The organism is Streptomyces gossypii (assembly GCF_025165795.1).
In the GTDB taxonomy this organism is placed as follows: domain Bacteria; phylum Actinomycetota; class Actinomycetes; order Streptomycetales; family Streptomycetaceae; genus Streptomyces; species Streptomyces gossypii.
In genome coordinates this window covers 28,560-45,748 of the sequence record NZ_JAJAGO010000021.1, presented here as the reverse complement: position 1 = coordinate 45,748, position 17,189 = coordinate 28,560, and the positions used below count along the sequence as shown (strand labels likewise).

Genomic DNA, 17,189 nt, shown 5'->3' with positions numbered 1-17,189 from the left:
TAGCCGCAACGGAAAGTGACCATGCCACCCGCCTGCGGAGTCATGAGGTGAGGGGCGGCGAAGAGCTATACCCAACCTCGGTCCCGCACAACCGCCGAGCAGTGTATTTGCCGGTCCCCTGTGGGGCTGAACTTTCGGTGATCCCTTGTCAGCTGCCGTCCCGCTGCGCCTAGGCTCCGAGACATGAACCAACTCCTGTCGCCGGAGTCGCAGGCCGCGCCCGCCGGCGAACCCCCCCTTCCGGGCGCACTGCCGGAGTCCCTGCGTGCCGAGTTGACCGCGTTCCGGCGGGACCTCCACATGCACCCCGAGCTGGGCAACCAGGAGTTCCGCACGACCGCGGCGATCAAGGAGAGACTGGAGCGGGCGGGGCTGGAGCCGCGGGTGCTGAAACTGGGCACCGGGCTGGTGTGCGACATCGGCGGCCCCGTCGGCGCGGGGGACGCGCTGGCGCTGCGTGCGGACATCGACGCCCTGCCCATCCCCGACACCAAGAACGTCTCCTACCGTTCCACCGTCGCCGACCGTGCACACGCCTGCGGTCACGACATGCACACGGTGATGGTCCTCGGCGCCGGCGTGGTCCTCGCCGATCTGGCCCGCAAGGGGCTGCTGCCGCGCCCCGTGCGGCTGATCTTCCAGCCCGCCGAGGAGGTGCTGCCCGGCGGCTCCCCCGACGTGATCGAGTGCGGGGTGCTGGAGGGGGTCGGCCGGATCCTCGCCGTCCACTGCGACCCACGGGTGGACGCGGGCCGGATCGGCCTGCGGCCGGGGCCGATCACCGCCGCCTGCGACCGGCTCGACGTCGCCCTCACCGGTGCGGGCGGCCACACCGCGCGCCCGCACCTCACCACCGACCTGGTCGGTGCGGCGGCCCAACTGGTCACCGAGGTGCCCGCGCTGCTGTCGCGGCGGGTCGACGCGCGCTCCGGACTCTCGCTGACCTGGGGACGGATCGTCTCCGGTCACGCCTGCAACGTCATCCCGCAGCGGGCCGAGCTGTCGGGCACGCTCCGCTGCCTGGACCTCGCCGCGTGGCGGGCGGCGCCCGATCTGGTGCATGCGGCGATCGACGAGATCGCGGGGCTGCACCGTGCGAAGTCGGAGATCAACTACGTGCGCGGGGTCCCGCCGGTCGTCAACGAGGCCGGCGCCACCCAGCTGCTGCACGACGCGATGGTGGCGCGCCGCAGCCCGTACGCGATCGAGACCACCGAGCAGAGCCTCGGTGGCGAGGACTTCTCCTGGTATCTGGAGCATGTTCCGGGTGCGATGGCCCGCCTCGGCGTCCGCAGGCCGGGCGATCCGACGCTGTGCGACCTGCACCAGGGGGACTTCGACGCGGACGAGAGTGCCATCAAGGTGGGCGTCGAGCTGTTCACGGCGGCGGCCTTGCTCGACGCGGGGCGTTGGTAGCGCGGCGGAGAGTGACGTAACGAGGCCCGGGGCGCTGCCCTGCGGACGTGTGGGTGACACGCCTGGTTAACACCGATCCGGTAACGGCGTCGGTGTGCGCCTTTACCTGGAATCTACGCGCGTTAATCTGAAGCGGAAACCAGCGCCGGAAGAGGCGCTTCCGGGAGTCGAAGGGAACGTCCTCTTGCGTCGGGTATCCAAGCTTGCAGCCGCGGTCAGCGCCACCGCGGCCCTCGCACTTACGGCCACGGCCTGCGGTGAGAGCTCCACCGAGTCGAGCGACAAGAAGGACAAGGGCGTCGGCCTGGCCTTCGATGTCGGCGGGCGTGACGACCACTCCTTCAACGAATCGGCCGCCCGTGGCGCCGACAAGGCGAAGAAGGAGCTGGGCGTCGACGTCAAGATGATGACGGCGGCCAATAACGAGACCGAGCAGGACCGCGAGCAGCGGCTCACCTCGCTTGCCGAGGCGGGTTACAACCCGGTCGTCGGCGTCGGCTTCAGCTACGGCAAGTCGATCACCAAGATCGCCAAGGAGTTCCCCGACACCACGTTCGCGGTCGTCGACTCCGTGGCCAAGGGCAAGAACATCGACAGCATCGTCTTCTCCGAGCACGAGGGCTCCTACCTCGCCGGGGTGGCCGCGGCGCTGAAGACGAAGAGCGACAAGGTCGGCTTCATCGGGGGTGTGAACAACGCGCTCATCCAGAAGTTCGAGGCGGGCTTCGCCCAGGGTGTCAAGGACACCAACCCGAAGATCAAGCTGACCTCGCAGTACCTCTACCCCAACAACGACAAGGGCTTCAACGACCCCGCCGCCGCGAAGGAGAAGGCGAAGGGGATGCTCGACCGGGGTATCGACGTGGTGTACACCGCCGCCGGTCAGTCCGGTGCGGGGTCGATCGAGGCCATCAGCCAGAAGAAGGGCGCCTGGGCGATCGGAGTCGACTCCGACCAGTACAAGCAGCCCGGTCTGGCGAAGTACAAGGACGCGATCCTGACCTCCGTCGTCAAGAACGTGGACGTCGCGGTCTTCGACCTGATCAAGAGCGTGGAGGACGGCAAGCCGCTCACCGGCACCAACGCCTACACGCTCAAGGAGGACGGCGTCTCCCTGTCGACGTCCGGCGGCTTCATCGACGACATCATGGCGGAGATCGAGAAGGCCAAGAAGAAGATCGCCGACGGCCAGGTCAAGGTCAGCGAGACTCCGAAGGGCTAGGGCCTGTCCGTCCAGGACCGGATCGCCGGGCCCGGTGCGGAGGGTGCACGTACTCCCCTCGCACCGGGCCCACCTCACGTCCGAACAAAAGAAACTACGCGCGTAGCGCGACCGTCACCCCTCGTGTGGCGCGATAGCGTCGCCTTCGCCCCAGGTCCCAGGCCACCCCGCTCCTTAGCCCCGAGGAGAGTGCGTCATCAAAGCGTCCAGCAGCAGCCCGCCGGAAGACAGCGCCGCCGGTGCGCCGCCCGGCGCAGCAGGCGGTCTCCCCGCCGTCGAGCTGCACGGCATCACCAAGCGGTTTCCGGGAGTCGTGGCCAACCACGACATCGACATCACCGTGCGACGCGGCAGCGTGCACGCCCTCGTCGGGGAGAACGGGGCCGGGAAGTCGACCCTGATGAAGATCCTCTACGGCATGCAGCAGCCGGACGAGGGCACCATCACCGTGGACGGCGAGCAGGTGACGTTCGGCAGCCCCGCCGCCGCCATCGCCCGCGGCATCGGCATGGTGCACCAGCACTTCATGCTCGCCGACAACCTCACCGTGCAGGAGAACGTCGCCCTGGGTGCCGAGCGGCTGTACGGCATCGGCGGCCGTGCCCGTCAACGGATCATGGAGCTGTCGGACGCGTACGGGCTGGCCATCCGCCCGGACGTGCTCGTCGAGGACCTCGGGGTCGCCGACCGGCAGCGGGTCGAGATCCTCAAAGTCCTCTACCGGGGCGCCCGTACGCTGATCCTGGACGAGCCGACGGCCGTGCTGGTGCCGCAGGAGGTCGACGCGCTCTTCGACAACCTCCGCGAGCTGAAGGCCGAGGGCCTGACCGTCCTGTTCATCTCGCACAAGCTGGGCGAAGTGCTCTCGGTCGCCGACGACATCACCGTCATACGGCGCGGCACCACCGTCGCCTCGGTGCATCCGGCCGACACCACGCCCAAGCAGCTCGCCGAACTCATGGTGGGCAGCGAGCTGCCCTCGCCGGAGACCCGAGAATCGACGGTCACCGACACCGCGATGCTCACCGTCGAGGGCCTGCACCTGTCGGCCACCGACCCGGACGGCGCCGTACGCACGGTGCTGGACGGCATCTCGTTCGTCATCCGCAAGGGTGAGGTGCTCGGCGTGGCCGGGGTGGAGGGCAACGGCCAGGCCGAACTCGTCGAGACCGTCATGGGAATGCGGGACCCGGACGGCGGCTCCGTCACCCTCGACGGCCAGGACATCTCGCACACCCCCACGCGCAGGCGCCGCGAGGACGGCATCGGCTACATCCCGGAGGACCGCCACCGGCACGGGCTGCTGCTGGAGGCCCCGCTGTGGGAGAACCGGATGCTCGGGCACGTCACCGAGGAACCGAACAGCCGCGGCCAAATCCTCGACCTCAAGTCCGCGCGCCGGGACACCGAGCGGATCGTCGCCGACTACGACGTCCGCACTCCCGGCATCGAGGTCACCGCGGCCAGCCTGTCGGGCGGCAACCAGCAGAAGCTGATCGTCGGCCGGGAGATGAGCCACCACCCCAAGCTGCTGATCGCCGCGCACCCCACGCGGGGCGTGGACGTCGGCGCCCAGGCAGAGATCTGGGACCAGATCCGCGAAGCACGCCGGGAAGGGCTCGCGGTGCTGCTGATCTCCGCCGACCTGGACGAGCTGATCGGGCTGTCGGACACCCTGCGGGTCATGTACCGGGGCAGCCTTGTCGCGGACGCGGACCCCGCAACCATCACCCCGGAGGAGTTGGGCTCGGCCATGACCGGCGCCGCCAGCGGCCACCTCGAACACGAGGAAGCGCAGGGCCGGCAGGCCCCCGAGGACGGGGACGGAGGCGGTCCGCGATGAAGAAGATCGACAAGAACAAGCTCATCCTCGCCGTCGCGGCCCCGCTCCTCGCCATCGTCGCCGCGATCGTGATCACCTCGGCGATCATCCTGTCCACCGGCGAGGACCCGATCCGCGCCTACACGGTGATGATCGAGTTCGGCTCGAAGAGCGACAGCCAGGTCTGGATCGTCGACAAGTCGGTCCCGTACTACCTCTCCGCGCTCGCCGTCGCCATCGGCTTCCGGATGAACCTCTTCAACATCGGTGTCGACGGGCAGTACCGCGTCGCGGCGTTCTTCGCCGCAGTCGTCGGCGGCGCGCTGACCCTGCCGGGCTTCCTCCAGATCCCGGTGATCATCATCGTGGCGATGGCCGTCGGCGCCCTGTGGTCCGGCATCGCCGGTGTCCTGAAGGCGACCCGAGGGGTCAGCGAGGTCATCACCACGATCATGCTGAACTTCATCGCGGGCTCGCTGATCGGCTACTTCCTCCAGGAAGGCCGCCTCGCGGAGAAGGACGGCAACCTCTTCCACACGCCGAACATCCCGGACTCCAGCCACTTCTTCACCCTCCCGACCAATCCCGAGCCGATCGGCGGCTTCGTCGTCATCGCGGCACTGGCCGGAGTCGTCTACTGGTTCGTGATCAACCGGACGCGGTTCGGCTTCGACCTGCGTGCCGTCGGCCACTCCGAGTCCGCGGCCGAGGCCAGCGGCGTCAGCGTCAAGCGCATGGTGGTCACCTCCATGCTGCTCTCCGGGGCCGCCGCCGGGCTGGTCGGCATGCCCACCCTGCTGGGCAGCTCGTACAACTACGGCACCGACTTCCCCGTCGGCATCGGCTTCACCGGCATCGCCCTCGCGCTGCTCGGCCGCAACCACCCGCTGGGCATGGCCCTCGCCGCACTGCTGTGGGGCTTCCTCGACCGCACCGGCATCCAGCTCGAATTCGAGGGATACGCCCAGGAGATCGTCGAGGTGATGAAGGGCGTCATCGTGCTGTGCGTCGTCATCGCCTACGAACTCGTACGGCGCTACGGGCTGCGCCTCCAGCAGCGCAAGGTCGGCGAGGAACTCGCCGCCCTGGCCCGTGACAAGGGCAACGGCACGAACGACAAGGCGGGGGTGTCCGCATGAGCACGAACATCTCGGCCAGGATCCAGGGCGCGCTGAGCAGCGGCAGGGATTCCGGAGACAGGGGCGGAAAGCCCGGCGGACGCCGCAGGCTCACCTACCCGATGGTGCTGCTGCTGATCGCGGGCGGGCTGATCTTCCTCTCCCTCCTGCGCGCCATCACCGACGTCAACAACCTCACCAGCTCCGGCCAGTACTCGGCCGCCCTCGGCTGGGCCGTGCCCATCGGGCTCGCCGGACTCGGCGGCCTCTGGGCGGAACGCGCGGGCGTCATCAACATCGGCCTCGAAGGCATGATGATGTTCGGCACCTTCGCGGCGGGCTGGATCGGCTGGCAGTACGGCCCCTGGGCGGCGGTGGCCGCGGGCATCCTCGGCGGCGCCCTCGGCGGCCTCATCCACGCGATCGCCACCGTCACCTTCGGCGTCGACCACATCGTCTCCGGCGTCGCGATCAACATCCTCGCGCTGGGCCTTGTGAGGTTCTTCGCCAAGCTGTGGTTCGGGGCGGAGGGCAGCGAGGCCGCGGCGGCGGGCGGCAACGACAAACAGTCGCCGCCCATCGACGACATGCCGACGTTCACGGTGCCCTGGCTCGGCGACTGGCTGGGCGACGTCGAGAAGCACGACTGGTTCCTCATCTCGGACACCGCGGGCATCCTGCGCGCCGGGGTCGCCAACGTCTCCTGGGTGACGCTGCTGGCGGTGGCGCTGTTCGTCGCCACGTTCTTCGTGCTCTGGCGCTCCGCCTTCGGCCTGCGGCTGCGCTCCTGCGGCGAGAACCCCACCGCGGCCGAGTCGCTGGGCGTCAACGTCTACAAGTACAAGTACGTGGCCGTCCTCACCTCGGGCGCGCTCGCGGGTCTCGGCGGTGCCTTCCTCGCCATCTACGTGCACCACTACCAGGAGAACCAGACCGGCGGGCGCGGCTACATCGGTCTCGCCACGATGATCTTCGGCAACTGGCGGCCGGGCGGTGTGGCCATGGGCGCCGGGGTGTTCGGCTTCATGGACGCCTCCCAGCTGCGCGGCGGCGGACCGACGATCCACGCGCTGCTGCTGGTCGGCGCGCTGCTGCTGGTCGGCTACGGGCTGTGGAAGCTCCGCGCCGGCGCACGGCTCCCGGCCACGGTGGCGCTCGCCACCGCCGTACTGGTCACGATCTGGTACGCGCTGACCGACACGGTGCCGCTGGAGCTCGTCGAGGCCAGCCCGTACCTCACCACCCTGCTGGTGCTGTGTCTCGCGGCCCAGCGACTACGCACGCCGAAAGCGATCGGCAAGCCCTATCGAAGAGGCCAGAACACATGACGGACGAGGGCGGGGTCGACTGGGAGGCACTGCGGGAGCGTGCCCGGGACGAGATGTCCCGGGCGTACGCCCCCTACTCGGGCTTCCCCGTGGGCGCGGCGGCGCTCGTCGACGACGGGCGTACGGTCGGCGGCTGCAACGTGGAGAACGCGGCGTACGGTGTCGCGCTGTGCGCCGAATGCGGCCTGGTCTCCGCCCTCTTCGCCACCGGCGGAGGCACGCTCACCGCGTTCACCTGCTGCGACCGGCACGGCGAGCGGCTGATGCCGTGCGGACGCTGCCGCCAGCTCTTGTGGGAGCACGGCGGGCCGGAGCTGCAGATGGACACGGCACGCGGCGTCCGCCCGCTGTCCGAACTGCTCCCGGACGCGTTCGGCCCGGCGGATCTCCACCGCTGACCTGCGCGCGCCCCGCCCCTCCCCGTACGCAACCCGCCACCCCACCCGGAGGAACCCCTTGGACGTCATCTCCGTCATCCGTGCCAAGCGCGACGGAAAGGCACTCACCGACGAGCAGATCGACTGGGTGATCGACGCCTACACCCACGGTGCGGTCGCCGACGAACAGATGTCCGCCCTTGCGATGGCGATCCTGCTCAACGGGATGACCCGCGCCGAGATCGCCCGCTGGACCGCCGCGATGATCGCCTCCGGCGAGCGGATGGACTTCTCCACGCTCACCCGCCCCACCGCCGACAAGCACTCCACCGGCGGCGTCGGCGACAAGATCACCCTGCCGCTGGCACCGCTGGTCGCCGCCTGCGGCGCCGCCGTACCGCAGCTGTCCGGGCGGGGTCTCGGCCACACCGGCGGCACGCTCGACAAACTGGAGGCGATTCCCGGCTGGCGCGCCACCCTGACCAACTCGGAGCTGCTCGCCACCCTGGAGTCCGCCGGAGCGGTGATCTGCGCGGCGGGTGACGGCCTCGCCCCCGCCGACAAGAAGCTCTACGCGCTCCGCGACGTGACCGGCACCGTCGAGTCGGTGCCGCTGATCGCCAGCTCGATCATGAGCAAGAAGATCGCCGAGGGCACCGGTTCGCTGGTGCTCGACGTCAAGGTCGGCTCCGGCGCCTTCATGAAGACCCTGGACGACGCCCGCGAACTGGCGGCCACCATGGTCGGCCTCGGCAACGACAACGGCGTACGGACCGTCGCGCTGCTCACCGACATGTCGACTCCGCTCGGCCGCACGGCGGGCAACGCGCTGGAGGTGCGCGAGTCGCTGGACGTGCTCGCGGGCGGCGGCCCCGCCGACGTCGTCGAGCTCACCCTCGCCCTGGCCCGGGAGATGCTGACCGCCGCCGGACTCCCCGACGCCGACCCGGCCAAGGCGCTCGCCGACGGCTCCGCGATGGACCACTGGCGCCGCATGATCACCGCCCAGGGCGGCGACCCGGACGCACCGCTGCCGCAGGCGCGCGAACGGCACACCGTGCACGCCGCCGCGTCCGGCACGCTCGCCCGCATGGACGCGTACGACGTCGGTCTCGCGGCCTGGCGGCTCGGCGCGGGCCGCGCGCACAAGGAGGACCCGGTGCAGGCGGGCGCGGGCGTCGAGATGCACGCCAAGCCGGGCGACCCGGTGACCGAGGGCCAGCCGCTGCTGACCCTGCACACGGACACCCCCGAGAAGTTCCCCTACGCCCTGGCCGCCCTCACCGGCGCGTACGCCATCGGCGGCGAAGCGGCACCCCAACGCTGCATCGTCCTGGACCGCATCGCGTAAAGCGGTCACTCAGTATGCGGTTGTGTACACTTCCGCACATGAGTGACAGCTATGCCATGACCGAGGCGCGTGCCCGTTTCGGCACGCTCGTCCGCCGGACTTCGCACTCGCGCGAGCGCATCACCATCACGGATCACGGCCACGCAGCGGCCGTGCTGATAAACCCGCAGGAGCTTGAGGACTTGGAGGACGCGCTGGCGGTGGCGGAGTATCGCGCTCGTGTCGCCGACGGGACGGCCGTGTTCGTACCGCATGACGAAGTGCGTCGTCGGCTCGGGCTGGAGACTGGGTGAACTATCAGATCATCTGGGAGGAGCCTGCCACCAACGCAGCGGCACGCTTTCTCAAGGACGATCCCGAAGGGCTCCGGGAGCTCCTCGCCGCAGTCGATCGATTGGCGGAGGAACCTCGCCCGCCGGACAGCGTCCCCTACGGGTCGCCGAATCTGCGACGTCTGCGTGCGGAGAGGTATCGAGTGGTCTACGAAGTGGCCGACGCAACCGTCACCGTGGCCGTCCTGCATGCGGGCCGCACCGAGTGAACGCGTGGCGCGTGAGCCGGTTCACGCCTGGCCCAGCAGAGCCAGGCCGAGGGGCGTGCGGGCGTACAGCACCTGGTGGCCATGGCGGCGGGCGGTGAGCAGGCCCGCGTCGCGCAGGGTGCGCAGATGGGCCGAGACCGACGACAGCGCCAGTCCGTGACGACGGGCGAGCGCCGTCGTCGACGCCGGTTCGTCCAGCCCGCCGAGGAGCGCGGCGCGGTTGGGGCCCAGCAGCCGGATGAGGGTGTCCGGTGCCCCGGGGGCGGGCTGCTGCCACAGCCCGGCCATGCCGCGTGCCGGATAGACCACCGTCGGCTGCCACGGCGGGGCGAACCCGCTGATCACATCCGGCCATGCGAAGACACTCGGCATCAGCAGCACGCCCCGGCCCCCCACGTCCTGCCGCAGCAGGAAGTCGCCGCGGTTGCGGATGGTGAGGGTGCGGTCCGCCCAACTCAGGCCCGGATGCAGATCGGTGAACATCTCCTCCAGGCCGCCCTGCGCCAACCGCCGGGTGCGGTAGCCGATATCGGCCTCCAGCACGGCCCGCAGCGCCGGCCAGTCGGGCTCGATCAGCGCATGCCAGACCCGCTCGGTCAGATCGGCCAGCTGCTGTACGGCGGCGGCCGGATCGGCCAGCATCGCCCGGCCCGCCGGGGACTCGGCCGCCCCCGGAGTGCAGGCCAGCGAACGCGCCAGCTCCTCGCGGGCGATGGCGGTGCTGGTGGCCCGTACGCGCGCCAGCTCCTCCTCGAACCCCCAGGACGCGTTGAACGGCGCCTCCGGCGGCGGGCCCAGGAAGTCCGGCGTGTAGCCGCCACGCAGCGGCATCAGCAGCTGGATCGGCGCGAGGTCCAGAGCCGCCACGGCCGCACGCATCCGGCGCAGCCACGGCAGGTGGTAGCCGTGCCGCTCGCGGCGGGTCACCGTGCGTACGGCCTCATGGGTCTCGCAGAGCGGCGAGACGGTGAAACGGCAGCGCACCAGATCCTCGGCACCCAGCCGCAGATACACCGGCACCGGCCCCCACCCCCTCGGCAAGCACTCCGCGACGTGCGGCTTCCGCCCTCAGCGCAAGCGTAGGCCGTGCCCAGGCGGCACTAGACACTCGTTCGGGTGAACACCGCCGCTGGACCGGCCAGCGAGACATTGGGCATGATGGAGTCGGTGACGCACCGATAGAGGAGACCGCCATGACCGCACTCTCCGTCGACCACGTGCCGGACAACGGCTACGACTGGGACGACGTCGTCCGTCTCTGGGGAGAGACGGATGCGCCCGAGGGCAGCAAGGTGGAGATCATCGAGGGGATCGTCACCGTGGCGCCACCGCCTGCCAACGCTCACAACATCACAGCCGACGCGGTTCAAGAGCTGCTGTATCAGGCGAAGCCTGCGGACTGTGGCGTTTTTCAGACGCAGGGGGTGACCATCCCCGGGAAGGCCGGTCTGTATATCCCTGACCTCTTGGTGATGCCCCGGGTCGTGCTCGCAGCCTCGCACAACACAGCCCCCGCTGAGGAAGCCCTTCTCGTCGTCGAGATCACCTCGCCGAGCAACGCCAACCACGACCGGATCAGCAAGGCGCACGGCTACGCCCGCGCCGGGGTCCCGCTCTATCTGCTGCTGGATCCGTGGCACACCGGTAAGCCGACCGCCACGCTCTTCGGGGAGCCGGAGGGCGGTACTTACCGGGTGCTCCAGTCGGTGGAGTACGGCGGGGTGCTGACGCTGCCCGAGCCGTTCGAGCTGAAGATCGACACCGGGACTCTCCCCGACGGCCGCTGACCGGAGCGGGTGCCACGGTCGGCGCCCGCCCGTCGGTCAGTTCCCCGCCGCCACCACCCGTGCCGCCGCCCCCGTCGCGCGCTGTGCGCGGACCGCGCGCCGGGTGGCGTACAGCGTCACGCAGCCCGCCAGCGCCAGTGCGGCCAGCGCGAACGCCGCCGTCGCGCCCCAGCCCGCCGCCCGGTAGGCGAGGGCGCCCACCGCGCCACCCAGCGAACTGCCCAGGTAGTACGCCATCTGGTAAAGCGCCGCGGCCTGCGCCCGCCCGGTCGTCGCCGTATGACTCACCGCGCCGGATGCGACCGCGTGCCCGGCGAAGAACCCGGCGGTGATCAGCACCAGTCCGGCGCTCACCATCGCGAGGCTGTCCGCGAGGGACAGCAGCAGCCCGGCGGCCGTCGTGACGATCGCCAGATAGAGCGCACCGCGCCGGCCCAGCCGGGCGTTCAGCCGCCCGGCCTGCGAGGACGAGACCGTGCCCACCAGATAGATCACGAAGATCGATCCGGCCAGCCCCTGGGACAGCCCGAACGTGTCACCGACGAGCCGGTAGCCGATCACCGTGTAGACCGCGCCGAAGACGGTCATGAACAGCAGCCCGATCGCGTACAGCCGCAGCAGCAGCGCGTTGGCGAGATGCAGGCGTACGGTGCGGGCGAGCGCGCGGGGGCCGCCCGCCGACGGCGTGAAGTTGCGTGCCCTGGGAGCCAGCAGGCAGAACGCCACCGCGCACAGCAGCGAGGTCAGGGCCACCGAGCCGAGGGCCGCGCGCCAGCCCCAGCCCTGGGACACCCAGCCGGTGAGGATGCGGCCACTCATGCCCCCGATGCTGTTTCCCGCGACGAACAGGCCGACCGCACCCACCAGCGACCTGGCCCGTACCTCCTCGGACAGATAGGCCATCGCGGATGCCGGGATGCCCGCCAGTGCGGCTCCCTGGAGGACGCGGAGTGTGATGAGCCAGCCCAGCGAGGGCGCGAAGGGGAGCAGCAGCGCCAGGCCGACGGCGACCGACAGCGAGACGGTCATCATCCGGCGGCGCCCGAAGCGCTCGGACAGCGCGCTCAGCGGCAGCACCGCCAGAGCCAGCCCGAGGGTGGCTCCGGAGACCGTCCAGCTGGCCTGATCGGCGGTCGCGCCCAGGTCGTCGGAGAGGGCGGGGAGCAGCGCCTGCGTGGCGTACAGCAGGCCGAAGCCGGCCAGCCCGGCGGCGAAGAGGGCCAGGCTCATCCGGCGGTAGCCGGGGTCTCCCGGACGCAGCTTGCCCGATTCGGGGTCGTGATCGGGATCGGAGTCGACAGGAACGGCGCCCACTCGCACGGTGGACGCCTTGATATCAGCGGATGGCATGCACCGAACGTATGACGGACGGCTTCATGCGTCCAATGCAGGAAACTGCGAGAATCGATCCAGCTGTGCATTAGCCCAGTTGAGGGGCGTCCGTGTCATCTTGCCGTCATGTGAAGTAGTCAGGAGGAGGACAGAACCGTGACATCCGACTGGGGCATCGCCCTCACCCCGCGGCTTGCCCACTTCGTGGCCGTCGCCCGCCACGAGCACGTGACCCGGGCCGCCCACGAACTGGGCGTCCCGCAGTCCACGTTGAGCCGTGCCGTCACCCGGCTCGAGGACGATCTCGGTGTGGCCCTCTTCGCGCGCCACGGCCGTACGGTCTCGCTCACCCCGGCCGGGCGCACGTTCCTCGCCTCGGCGGAACGCGCGCTCGCCGCGGTGGAGCAGGCCGCCGAGTCCGTGCGCTCCGACGCCGACCCGGCCACCGGCAAGGTCGCCTTCGGCTTCCTCCACACGCTCGGCTGGGAGACCGTGCCCGGCCTCATCCGCGCCTTCCGTGCCGAGCATCCACGCGTGCGGTTCGCCCTGGTGCAGACGTACGGCGAGGCGATGCTGGAACGCCTTCGAGCGGGCGAACTGGACCTCTGCCTCACCTCGCCGATGCCCGACGCGCCCGACCTGGTCGCCCGACGTCTGGACGAACAGCGCCTCCGGCTTGTCGTACCGGAAGATCATCCCCTCGCCGCACGCAGACGCATCCGCCTCGCCGAGGCCGCCGAGGAGCCGTTCGTGACCCTGGAGCCGGGCTACGGGATGCGGCGGATCCTGGAGGCGATGTGCGCGGAGGCCGGGTTCCGGCCGCGGATCGCCTTCGAGGGCGAGGAGGCGGAGACCATCCGCGGGCTGGTCGCGGCGGGGCTGGGCGTGGCGCTGCTGCCGCCCCCGGCGTTCGCGCGCCCCGGCGTGCACGAACTCACCGTCACGGCGCCGCGCGCGGTCCGCGAGATCGGTCTGGCCTGGGCGGAGGGCCGCCCGGACACGCCACCGGTGGCGGCCTTCAAACGCTTCCTGCTGAGCCGGCGGGGGCATCTGCTGGACCAGCAGGTGGGGGCGGCATAGGCCGTGGCCGCGGGTGCCCGCAGCTCGCCGCGGCGGTGTCACCGCAGCGGCAAGCGGCTCAGCGGCTCAGTGTGCGGCCGAAGCCGGCGGCCAGGGGCATGCGCAGGCCCAGTGGCGGCGGGGCCGCCATCGCGTCCGCCAGCGGGCGGGCGAAGTCGCGTCCGCCCAGCGTGCCCAGCACGAAGTCAGCCGCCAGCGCGGCGACTTCGTCGCGGTGCTGGCGCAGCCGGTGCCCGTCGGAGTGGACCTCGAAGCGGCAGACCCGCGGGTTGATCTTCTTGGCCCGCTCGGCGAGCCGGAAGGAGAGCTCCGGATCGCTGTACTCGTCATCCGTGCCGTGCACGATCAGCACCTGCCGTCCGGCCAGCTGCCGTACGGGTTCCACCACTGGGCGCACGCCCGCTTCCGCGCCGCCCGCCTCCGCGCGGTCCGAGTCCGCGCCGTCCGCGCCCGCGCCCGGTCGCACGTGCGGCAGCGGCAGCCAGGGGGCGAGGGCCAGGACCGCGGTGACCGCCGGGTGCCCGGCCGCGCGCAGGGCCGCGCGGGCGCCCACGTCGGTGCCGATCAGGCACACGGGCACGTCGCCGTAGCGCCGCAGCACCTCTTCCACCGCCCATCTGGTGTCCGCGACGGGGTGCTCGGCGTCGCCGTTCCAGCCCTGGAAGCGGTAGTGCAGCAGGTGGGTCACCAGCGACTCGTCCTGTCCCGCCCGCGCCAGCTGCCGGGCGAGCCGCAGCGCAGCCATCGCGGCCAGCGGTGAGCGGCGGCGCACGCTGTGCTCCGCACCGCCGGGGAGCAGCAGTACGACCCCCTGGACCGAACGGCTGTCCCCCAGGGGTCTGCCCAACTTGGCTTCCCGGTCCGGAAGTCGATCCGGCAACGCTTGCTGAGCCATGACGACACGATGGCAGAGAGCGTGGCGCGGGGAATCTGCCGTGCGATCACCATTGCGTATCGAAGCGGCGCGCGTGCGCGCTGTGCGCGCGCCGTGGCTGTCTACGCGCGTAGGCGTTACAGTACGAAAATGACGAGCGAGACCCCGAACACCTCCCCGAGCCCGGAGCAGATCCGTCGCGCGCCCAAGGCGCTGCTGCACGACCACCTCGACGGCGGCCTCCGTCCGGGCACGATCATCGAACTCGCCCGGGAGTCCGGGTACGACGGCCTTCCCGACGCCGCCGCGGAGGGCGCCGACCGGCTCGACGCCTGGTTCCGTTCGGCTGCCGACTCCGGCTCGCTGGAGCGCTATCTGGAGACCTTCGCGCACACCTGCGCCGTGATGCAGACACGGGAGGCGCTCATCCGGGTCGCCGCCGAGTGTGCGGAGGATCTGGCGGCCGACGGCGTGGTCTACGCCGAGGTGCGCTTTGCGCCGGAGCAGCACCTGGAGAAGGGCCTCAGCCTGGAGGAGGTCGTCGAGGCGGTCAACGAGGGCTTCCGCGAGGGCGAGCGCCGGGCCCGCGCCGACGGCAACCGCATCCGGGTCGGCTCCCTGCTCACCGCGATGCGGCACGCGGCCCGCGCGCTGGAGATCGCCGAGCTGGCCAACCGTTACCGCGATCTCGGCGTCGTCGGCTTCGACATCGCCGGCGCGGAGGCGGGCTTCCCGCCCACCCGTCACCTGGACGCGTTCGAGTTCCTCAAGCGCGAGAACAACCACTTCACGATCCACGCGGGCGAGGGCTTCGGGCTGCCGTCCATCTGGCAGGCCCTCCAGTGGTGCGGTGCCGACCGCCTCGGCCACGGCGTCCGCATCATCGACGACATCCAGGTCGCCGACGACCACTCGGGCGAGGTCACGCTCGGGCGGCTCGCCTCGTACGTACGGGACAAGCGGATTCCGCTGGAGCTCTGCCCCTCCTCGAACCTGCAGACCGGCGCCGCCGCCTCCTACGCGGAGCACCCGATCGGGCTGCTGCGCAAGCTCCATTTCCGGGCGACGGTGAACACCGACAACCGGCTGATGAGCGGCACCAGCATGAGCAACGAGTTCGAGCATCTGGTGAAGACCTTCCGGTACACCCTGGACGACATGCAGTGGTTCACCGTCAATGCCATGAAATCCGCGTTCATCCCTTTCGATGAACGTCTGGCCATGATCAATGAGGTGATCAAGCCCGGATACGCGGAGCTGAAGGCTGAGTGGCTCTTCCAAGCATCACCTTCGGAACGGCGCTGACCAGCGGTTCTCCCCTGCGCTGAGGTGGGCGCGGCCGGGCGGGCCGCGGCCGGGGCCGGGCGCCGAAAGGCGTTTACGCCCGTTTCAGCCTGCTTGTGACGGGCCGATATCTCTCGCTACGTTCGCCGGGCTGCCCAACCCCCACGACTGAGGACGTAGCACTCATGAAAAAGGGAACGATCAAAACCCTCGGCATCACCGCCCTCGGCGCCGTGTTCGCGGTCGCCGGTTCGGGCGCCGCCTCGGCGGCCGGCCTCACGGACACCGTGCAGGGTGCCTCCGGGAGCGGCGCTCTCGGCCAGCTGGCCGGGGGGCCCGCCAGCCTCCTCCCGGAAGGTGCACCGGCTGCCGGTCAGCAGGGATCAGGCATGTCGGGCAACCTGTCCAGCGACAACGCGACTGCGCTGCTGGGCGGCATGCCGGCCATGGGCCAGCAGACCGGTTCCGGCGGCGGCACGGCCCCCAGCGGCGGGATGAACTTCGGCGGGATGGATCTCGGCGGGATGACCCCCGGTGGTGGCGGGGTGGCTCCGGGCGGCATGCCGATCGGCTGAGTTCTTCGGCAGCGCCTGCTCGGCCGGATTCAGCAGTGCTGCGCAGGCCTTGCCGTCACCGCGGCATCCCCCGGTGGCCGACGCCGCCGCCGGGGGCGTCGGTGCGCCTCTTCACCCTCACCAGGAGGTGCGCTCGTCGCCGTTCGGCAGGAAGATCCACAGGCCCAGGTAGAGCAGGAACTGCGGCCCCGGCAGCAGGCATGAGACGAGGAAGATCACCCGCATCGTTGTCGGCTTGGTGCCGAAGCGGCGCGCCAGCGCAGCGCACACACCGCCGATCATGCGGCCGTCGCGGGGGCGTACGAGTGCAGTGGACATGACGGTGACTCCTTCGCTCGTGATGCTGTGTTCGGATGCCTCCACCGTAGGCTCGCCGCCGCCGCCCGGGCGTCGGGCTACGGTGCGATACCGACCCTGGAAGGTCTCGGGGTCGCACCCTTCTGGCTCTCCTCCCGCAGGCCGACTTGCTGCTGCTCCCCGCTGCCGGCGCCTTTCCGGTCCCCGCCCTTCCGGCCGGTCTTCTGTGCGGCGGCCCTCCCGGCGTTCTTCCCCGGCTCTGCGCCCGCCTTGCCGGTACCCGCCGCGGTCCGGCGCAGACAGCTCCGAAGGGCGGGATAGAGGAGCACATGGGCGAGCGCCACCCCGGCCGCGTTGAGTATCACCGTGTCCACGTTCACGACGTGCCCGGGGACCCCGGTCTGCAGCAGCGCGAGGACGAGCGAGATCAGCGTGCCCGCCAGGGTCATCTGCATGCTGGTACGCAGCAGCCCTCGTTGCAGCCGCCAGGCGATCAGCGGCAGCAGCAGGCCGAGCGGTGCCAGCAGGAGCAGTTCGCCCCCGATGCCCTCCAGGGCTGCACCCGGCCCGGCTTCCAGGTCCGCCCGGATGCTGGCGAACGGGTGCAGGTTGCCGGGCGAGACCCAGGCCACCGAACGGGGGCGCAGCGTCAGGAGTCCGACGACCAGGAGGTGCCCGAGGAGCAGGACGACACCTGCTGTGCGGATACCGGATACGAGGACGGCGCTGTGGCCATGACGCTGCACGAGGTGAAGGACGTCAGGCAAGGGGGCCGTGGTTCCGCC

18 protein-coding genes are annotated in these 17,189 nt (G+C 70.7%); 13 read left to right on the top strand and 5 right to left on the bottom strand.

The annotated features are described in order from the left end of the window. Nucleotides 1-183 precede the first annotated feature (183 nt). The 9 genes from LHJ74_RS32050 to LHJ74_RS32010 all read left to right on the top strand — a co-directional run bounded on the left by LHJ74_RS32050 (nucleotide 184) and on the right by LHJ74_RS32010 (nucleotide 9,175). On the top strand, nucleotides 184-1,416 hold the full coding sequence (locus tag LHJ74_RS32050; protein ID WP_260221812.1) for an amidohydrolase: 1,233 nt from the start codon (nucleotides 184-186) through the stop codon (nucleotides 1,414-1,416). 184 nt (nucleotides 1,417-1,600) lie between these two features. Continuing rightward, the gene (locus tag LHJ74_RS32045) at nucleotides 1,601-2,638 is read left to right on the top strand and encodes a BMP family lipoprotein (RefSeq protein WP_260221811.1); all 1,038 of its coding nucleotides are present in this window, start codon (nucleotides 1,601-1,603) and stop codon (nucleotides 2,636-2,638) included. Nucleotides 2,639-2,834: 196 nt separating this feature from the next. Continuing rightward, complete coding sequence (locus LHJ74_RS32040) at nucleotides 2,835-4,481, top strand: ABC transporter ATP-binding protein (RefSeq protein ID WP_375546884.1); 1,647 nt, start codon at nucleotides 2,835-2,837, stop codon at nucleotides 4,479-4,481. Then, nucleotides 4,478-5,599 carry an ABC transporter permease gene (locus LHJ74_RS32035; RefSeq protein WP_260221810.1) on the top strand — a complete coding sequence of 374 codons (1,122 nt, stop codon included), beginning with the start codon at nucleotides 4,478-4,480 and terminating at the stop codon, nucleotides 5,597-5,599. The genes LHJ74_RS32040 and LHJ74_RS32035 overlap by 4 nt, the downstream gene beginning before the upstream one ends. Next, the gene (locus LHJ74_RS32030; protein WP_260221809.1) at nucleotides 5,596-6,906 is read left to right on the top strand and encodes an ABC transporter permease; all 1,311 of its coding nucleotides are present in this window, start codon (nucleotides 5,596-5,598) and stop codon (nucleotides 6,904-6,906) included. The genes LHJ74_RS32035 and LHJ74_RS32030 overlap by 4 nt, the downstream gene beginning before the upstream one ends. After that, nucleotides 6,903-7,304 (top strand): cytidine deaminase, encoded by a 402-nt coding sequence (locus tag LHJ74_RS32025; RefSeq protein WP_260221808.1) that lies wholly within the window; start codon nucleotides 6,903-6,905, stop codon nucleotides 7,302-7,304. Before LHJ74_RS32030 ends, LHJ74_RS32025 begins: the two co-directional genes overlap by 4 nt. A gap of 58 nt (nucleotides 7,305-7,362) precedes the next feature. Beyond that, on the top strand, nucleotides 7,363-8,634 hold the full coding sequence (locus LHJ74_RS32020; RefSeq protein WP_260221807.1) for a thymidine phosphorylase: 1,272 nt from the start codon (nucleotides 7,363-7,365) through the stop codon (nucleotides 8,632-8,634). Between the two features lie 38 nt (nucleotides 8,635-8,672). After that, the gene (locus LHJ74_RS32015) at nucleotides 8,673-8,927 is read left to right on the top strand and encodes a type II toxin-antitoxin system Phd/YefM family antitoxin (RefSeq protein WP_260221806.1); all 255 of its coding nucleotides are present in this window, start codon (nucleotides 8,673-8,675) and stop codon (nucleotides 8,925-8,927) included. After that, the gene (locus LHJ74_RS32010) at nucleotides 8,924-9,175 is read left to right on the top strand and encodes a type II toxin-antitoxin system RelE family toxin (RefSeq protein WP_260221805.1); all 252 of its coding nucleotides are present in this window, start codon (nucleotides 8,924-8,926) and stop codon (nucleotides 9,173-9,175) included. Before LHJ74_RS32015 ends, LHJ74_RS32010 begins: the two co-directional genes overlap by 4 nt. Nucleotides 9,176-9,196: 21 nt before the next feature. On the opposite strand, the gene LHJ74_RS32005 is transcribed toward LHJ74_RS32010, so the two are convergent. Further along, a complete protein-coding gene (locus LHJ74_RS32005; protein ID WP_260221804.1) occupies nucleotides 9,197-10,195 on the bottom strand; it encodes an ArsR/SmtB family transcription factor in 999 nt (332 codons plus the stop codon). 173 nt (nucleotides 10,196-10,368) lie between these two features. On the opposite strand from LHJ74_RS32005, the gene LHJ74_RS32000 reads away from it, so the two are divergent. Next, a complete protein-coding gene (locus tag LHJ74_RS32000) occupies nucleotides 10,369-10,962 on the top strand; it encodes a Uma2 family endonuclease (RefSeq protein ID WP_260221803.1) in 594 nt (197 codons plus the stop codon). Between the two features lie 36 nt (nucleotides 10,963-10,998). Here LHJ74_RS32000 and LHJ74_RS31995 read toward each other — a convergent pair whose 3' ends face one another. Next, nucleotides 10,999-12,312, bottom strand: coding sequence for an MFS transporter (locus LHJ74_RS31995; protein WP_260221802.1), 1,314 nt, complete (start codon nucleotides 12,310-12,312; stop codon nucleotides 10,999-11,001). A 138-nt stretch (nucleotides 12,313-12,450) separates the two neighbouring features. On the opposite strand from LHJ74_RS31995, the gene LHJ74_RS31990 reads away from it, so the two are divergent. Then, on the top strand, nucleotides 12,451-13,374 hold the full coding sequence (locus LHJ74_RS31990; RefSeq protein ID WP_260221801.1) for a LysR family transcriptional regulator: 924 nt from the start codon (nucleotides 12,451-12,453) through the stop codon (nucleotides 13,372-13,374). Nucleotides 13,375-13,432: 58 nt separating this feature from the next. Here the strand turns inward: LHJ74_RS31990 and LHJ74_RS31985 are convergent, their stop codons facing one another. Further along, nucleotides 13,433-14,269 (bottom strand): alpha/beta hydrolase, encoded by an 837-nt coding sequence (locus LHJ74_RS31985; protein WP_260221800.1) that lies wholly within the window; start codon nucleotides 14,267-14,269, stop codon nucleotides 13,433-13,435. 129 nt (nucleotides 14,270-14,398) lie between these two features. Between LHJ74_RS31985 and LHJ74_RS31980 the strand changes: the two genes are divergently transcribed. Then, nucleotides 14,399-15,553: an adenosine deaminase gene (locus LHJ74_RS31980; RefSeq protein WP_260221799.1), complete on the top strand. Its 1,155-nt coding sequence runs from the start codon at nucleotides 14,399-14,401 to the stop codon at nucleotides 15,551-15,553. Nucleotides 15,554-15,717: 164 nt separating this feature from the next. Continuing rightward, nucleotides 15,718-16,107 (top strand): hypothetical protein, encoded by a 390-nt coding sequence (locus LHJ74_RS31975; protein ID WP_260221798.1) that lies wholly within the window; start codon nucleotides 15,718-15,720, stop codon nucleotides 16,105-16,107. Between the two features lie 117 nt (nucleotides 16,108-16,224). Here LHJ74_RS31975 and LHJ74_RS31970 read toward each other — a convergent pair whose 3' ends face one another. Further along, nucleotides 16,225-16,425 (bottom strand): PspC domain-containing protein, encoded by a 201-nt coding sequence (locus LHJ74_RS31970; RefSeq protein WP_260221797.1) that lies wholly within the window; start codon nucleotides 16,423-16,425, stop codon nucleotides 16,225-16,227. Nucleotides 16,426-16,502: 77 nt separating this feature from the next. Next, nucleotides 16,503-17,171: a VanZ family protein gene (locus tag LHJ74_RS31965; protein ID WP_260221796.1), complete on the bottom strand. Its 669-nt coding sequence runs from the start codon at nucleotides 17,169-17,171 to the stop codon at nucleotides 16,503-16,505. Nucleotides 17,172-17,189 lie beyond the last annotated feature (18 nt).

What these genes read in the sequence shown, in the direction of transcription:
- LHJ74_RS31980 (WP_260221799.1), top strand. Translation starts at nt 14,399, where the DNA reads ATGACGAGCGAGACCCCGAACACCTCCCCGAGCCCGGAGCAGATCCGT.
- LHJ74_RS32000 (WP_260221803.1), top strand. Translation starts at nt 10,369, where the DNA reads ATGACCGCACTCTCCGTCGACCACGTGCCGGACAACGGCTACGACTGG.
- LHJ74_RS31975 (WP_260221798.1), top strand. Translation starts at nt 15,718, where the DNA reads ATGAAAAAGGGAACGATCAAAACCCTCGGCATCACCGCCCTCGGCGCC.
- LHJ74_RS32015 (WP_260221806.1), top strand. Translation starts at nt 8,673, where the DNA reads ATGAGTGACAGCTATGCCATGACCGAGGCGCGTGCCCGTTTCGGCACG.
- LHJ74_RS32050 (WP_260221812.1), top strand. Translation starts at nt 184, where the DNA reads ATGAACCAACTCCTGTCGCCGGAGTCGCAGGCCGCGCCCGCCGGCGAA.
- LHJ74_RS31995 (WP_260221802.1), bottom strand. Translation starts at nt 12,312, where the DNA reads ATGCCATCCGCTGATATCAAGGCGTCCACCGTGCGAGTGGGCGCCGTT.
- LHJ74_RS32030 (WP_260221809.1), top strand. Translation starts at nt 5,596, where the DNA reads ATGAGCACGAACATCTCGGCCAGGATCCAGGGCGCGCTGAGCAGCGGC.
- LHJ74_RS31985 (WP_260221800.1), bottom strand. Translation starts at nt 14,269, where the DNA reads ATGGCTCAGCAAGCGTTGCCGGATCGACTTCCGGACCGGGAAGCCAAG.
- LHJ74_RS32025 (WP_260221808.1), top strand. Translation starts at nt 6,903, where the DNA reads ATGACGGACGAGGGCGGGGTCGACTGGGAGGCACTGCGGGAGCGTGCC.
- LHJ74_RS32035 (WP_260221810.1), top strand. Translation starts at nt 4,478, where the DNA reads ATGAAGAAGATCGACAAGAACAAGCTCATCCTCGCCGTCGCGGCCCCG.
- LHJ74_RS31970 (WP_260221797.1), bottom strand. Translation starts at nt 16,425, where the DNA reads ATGTCCACTGCACTCGTACGCCCCCGCGACGGCCGCATGATCGGCGGT.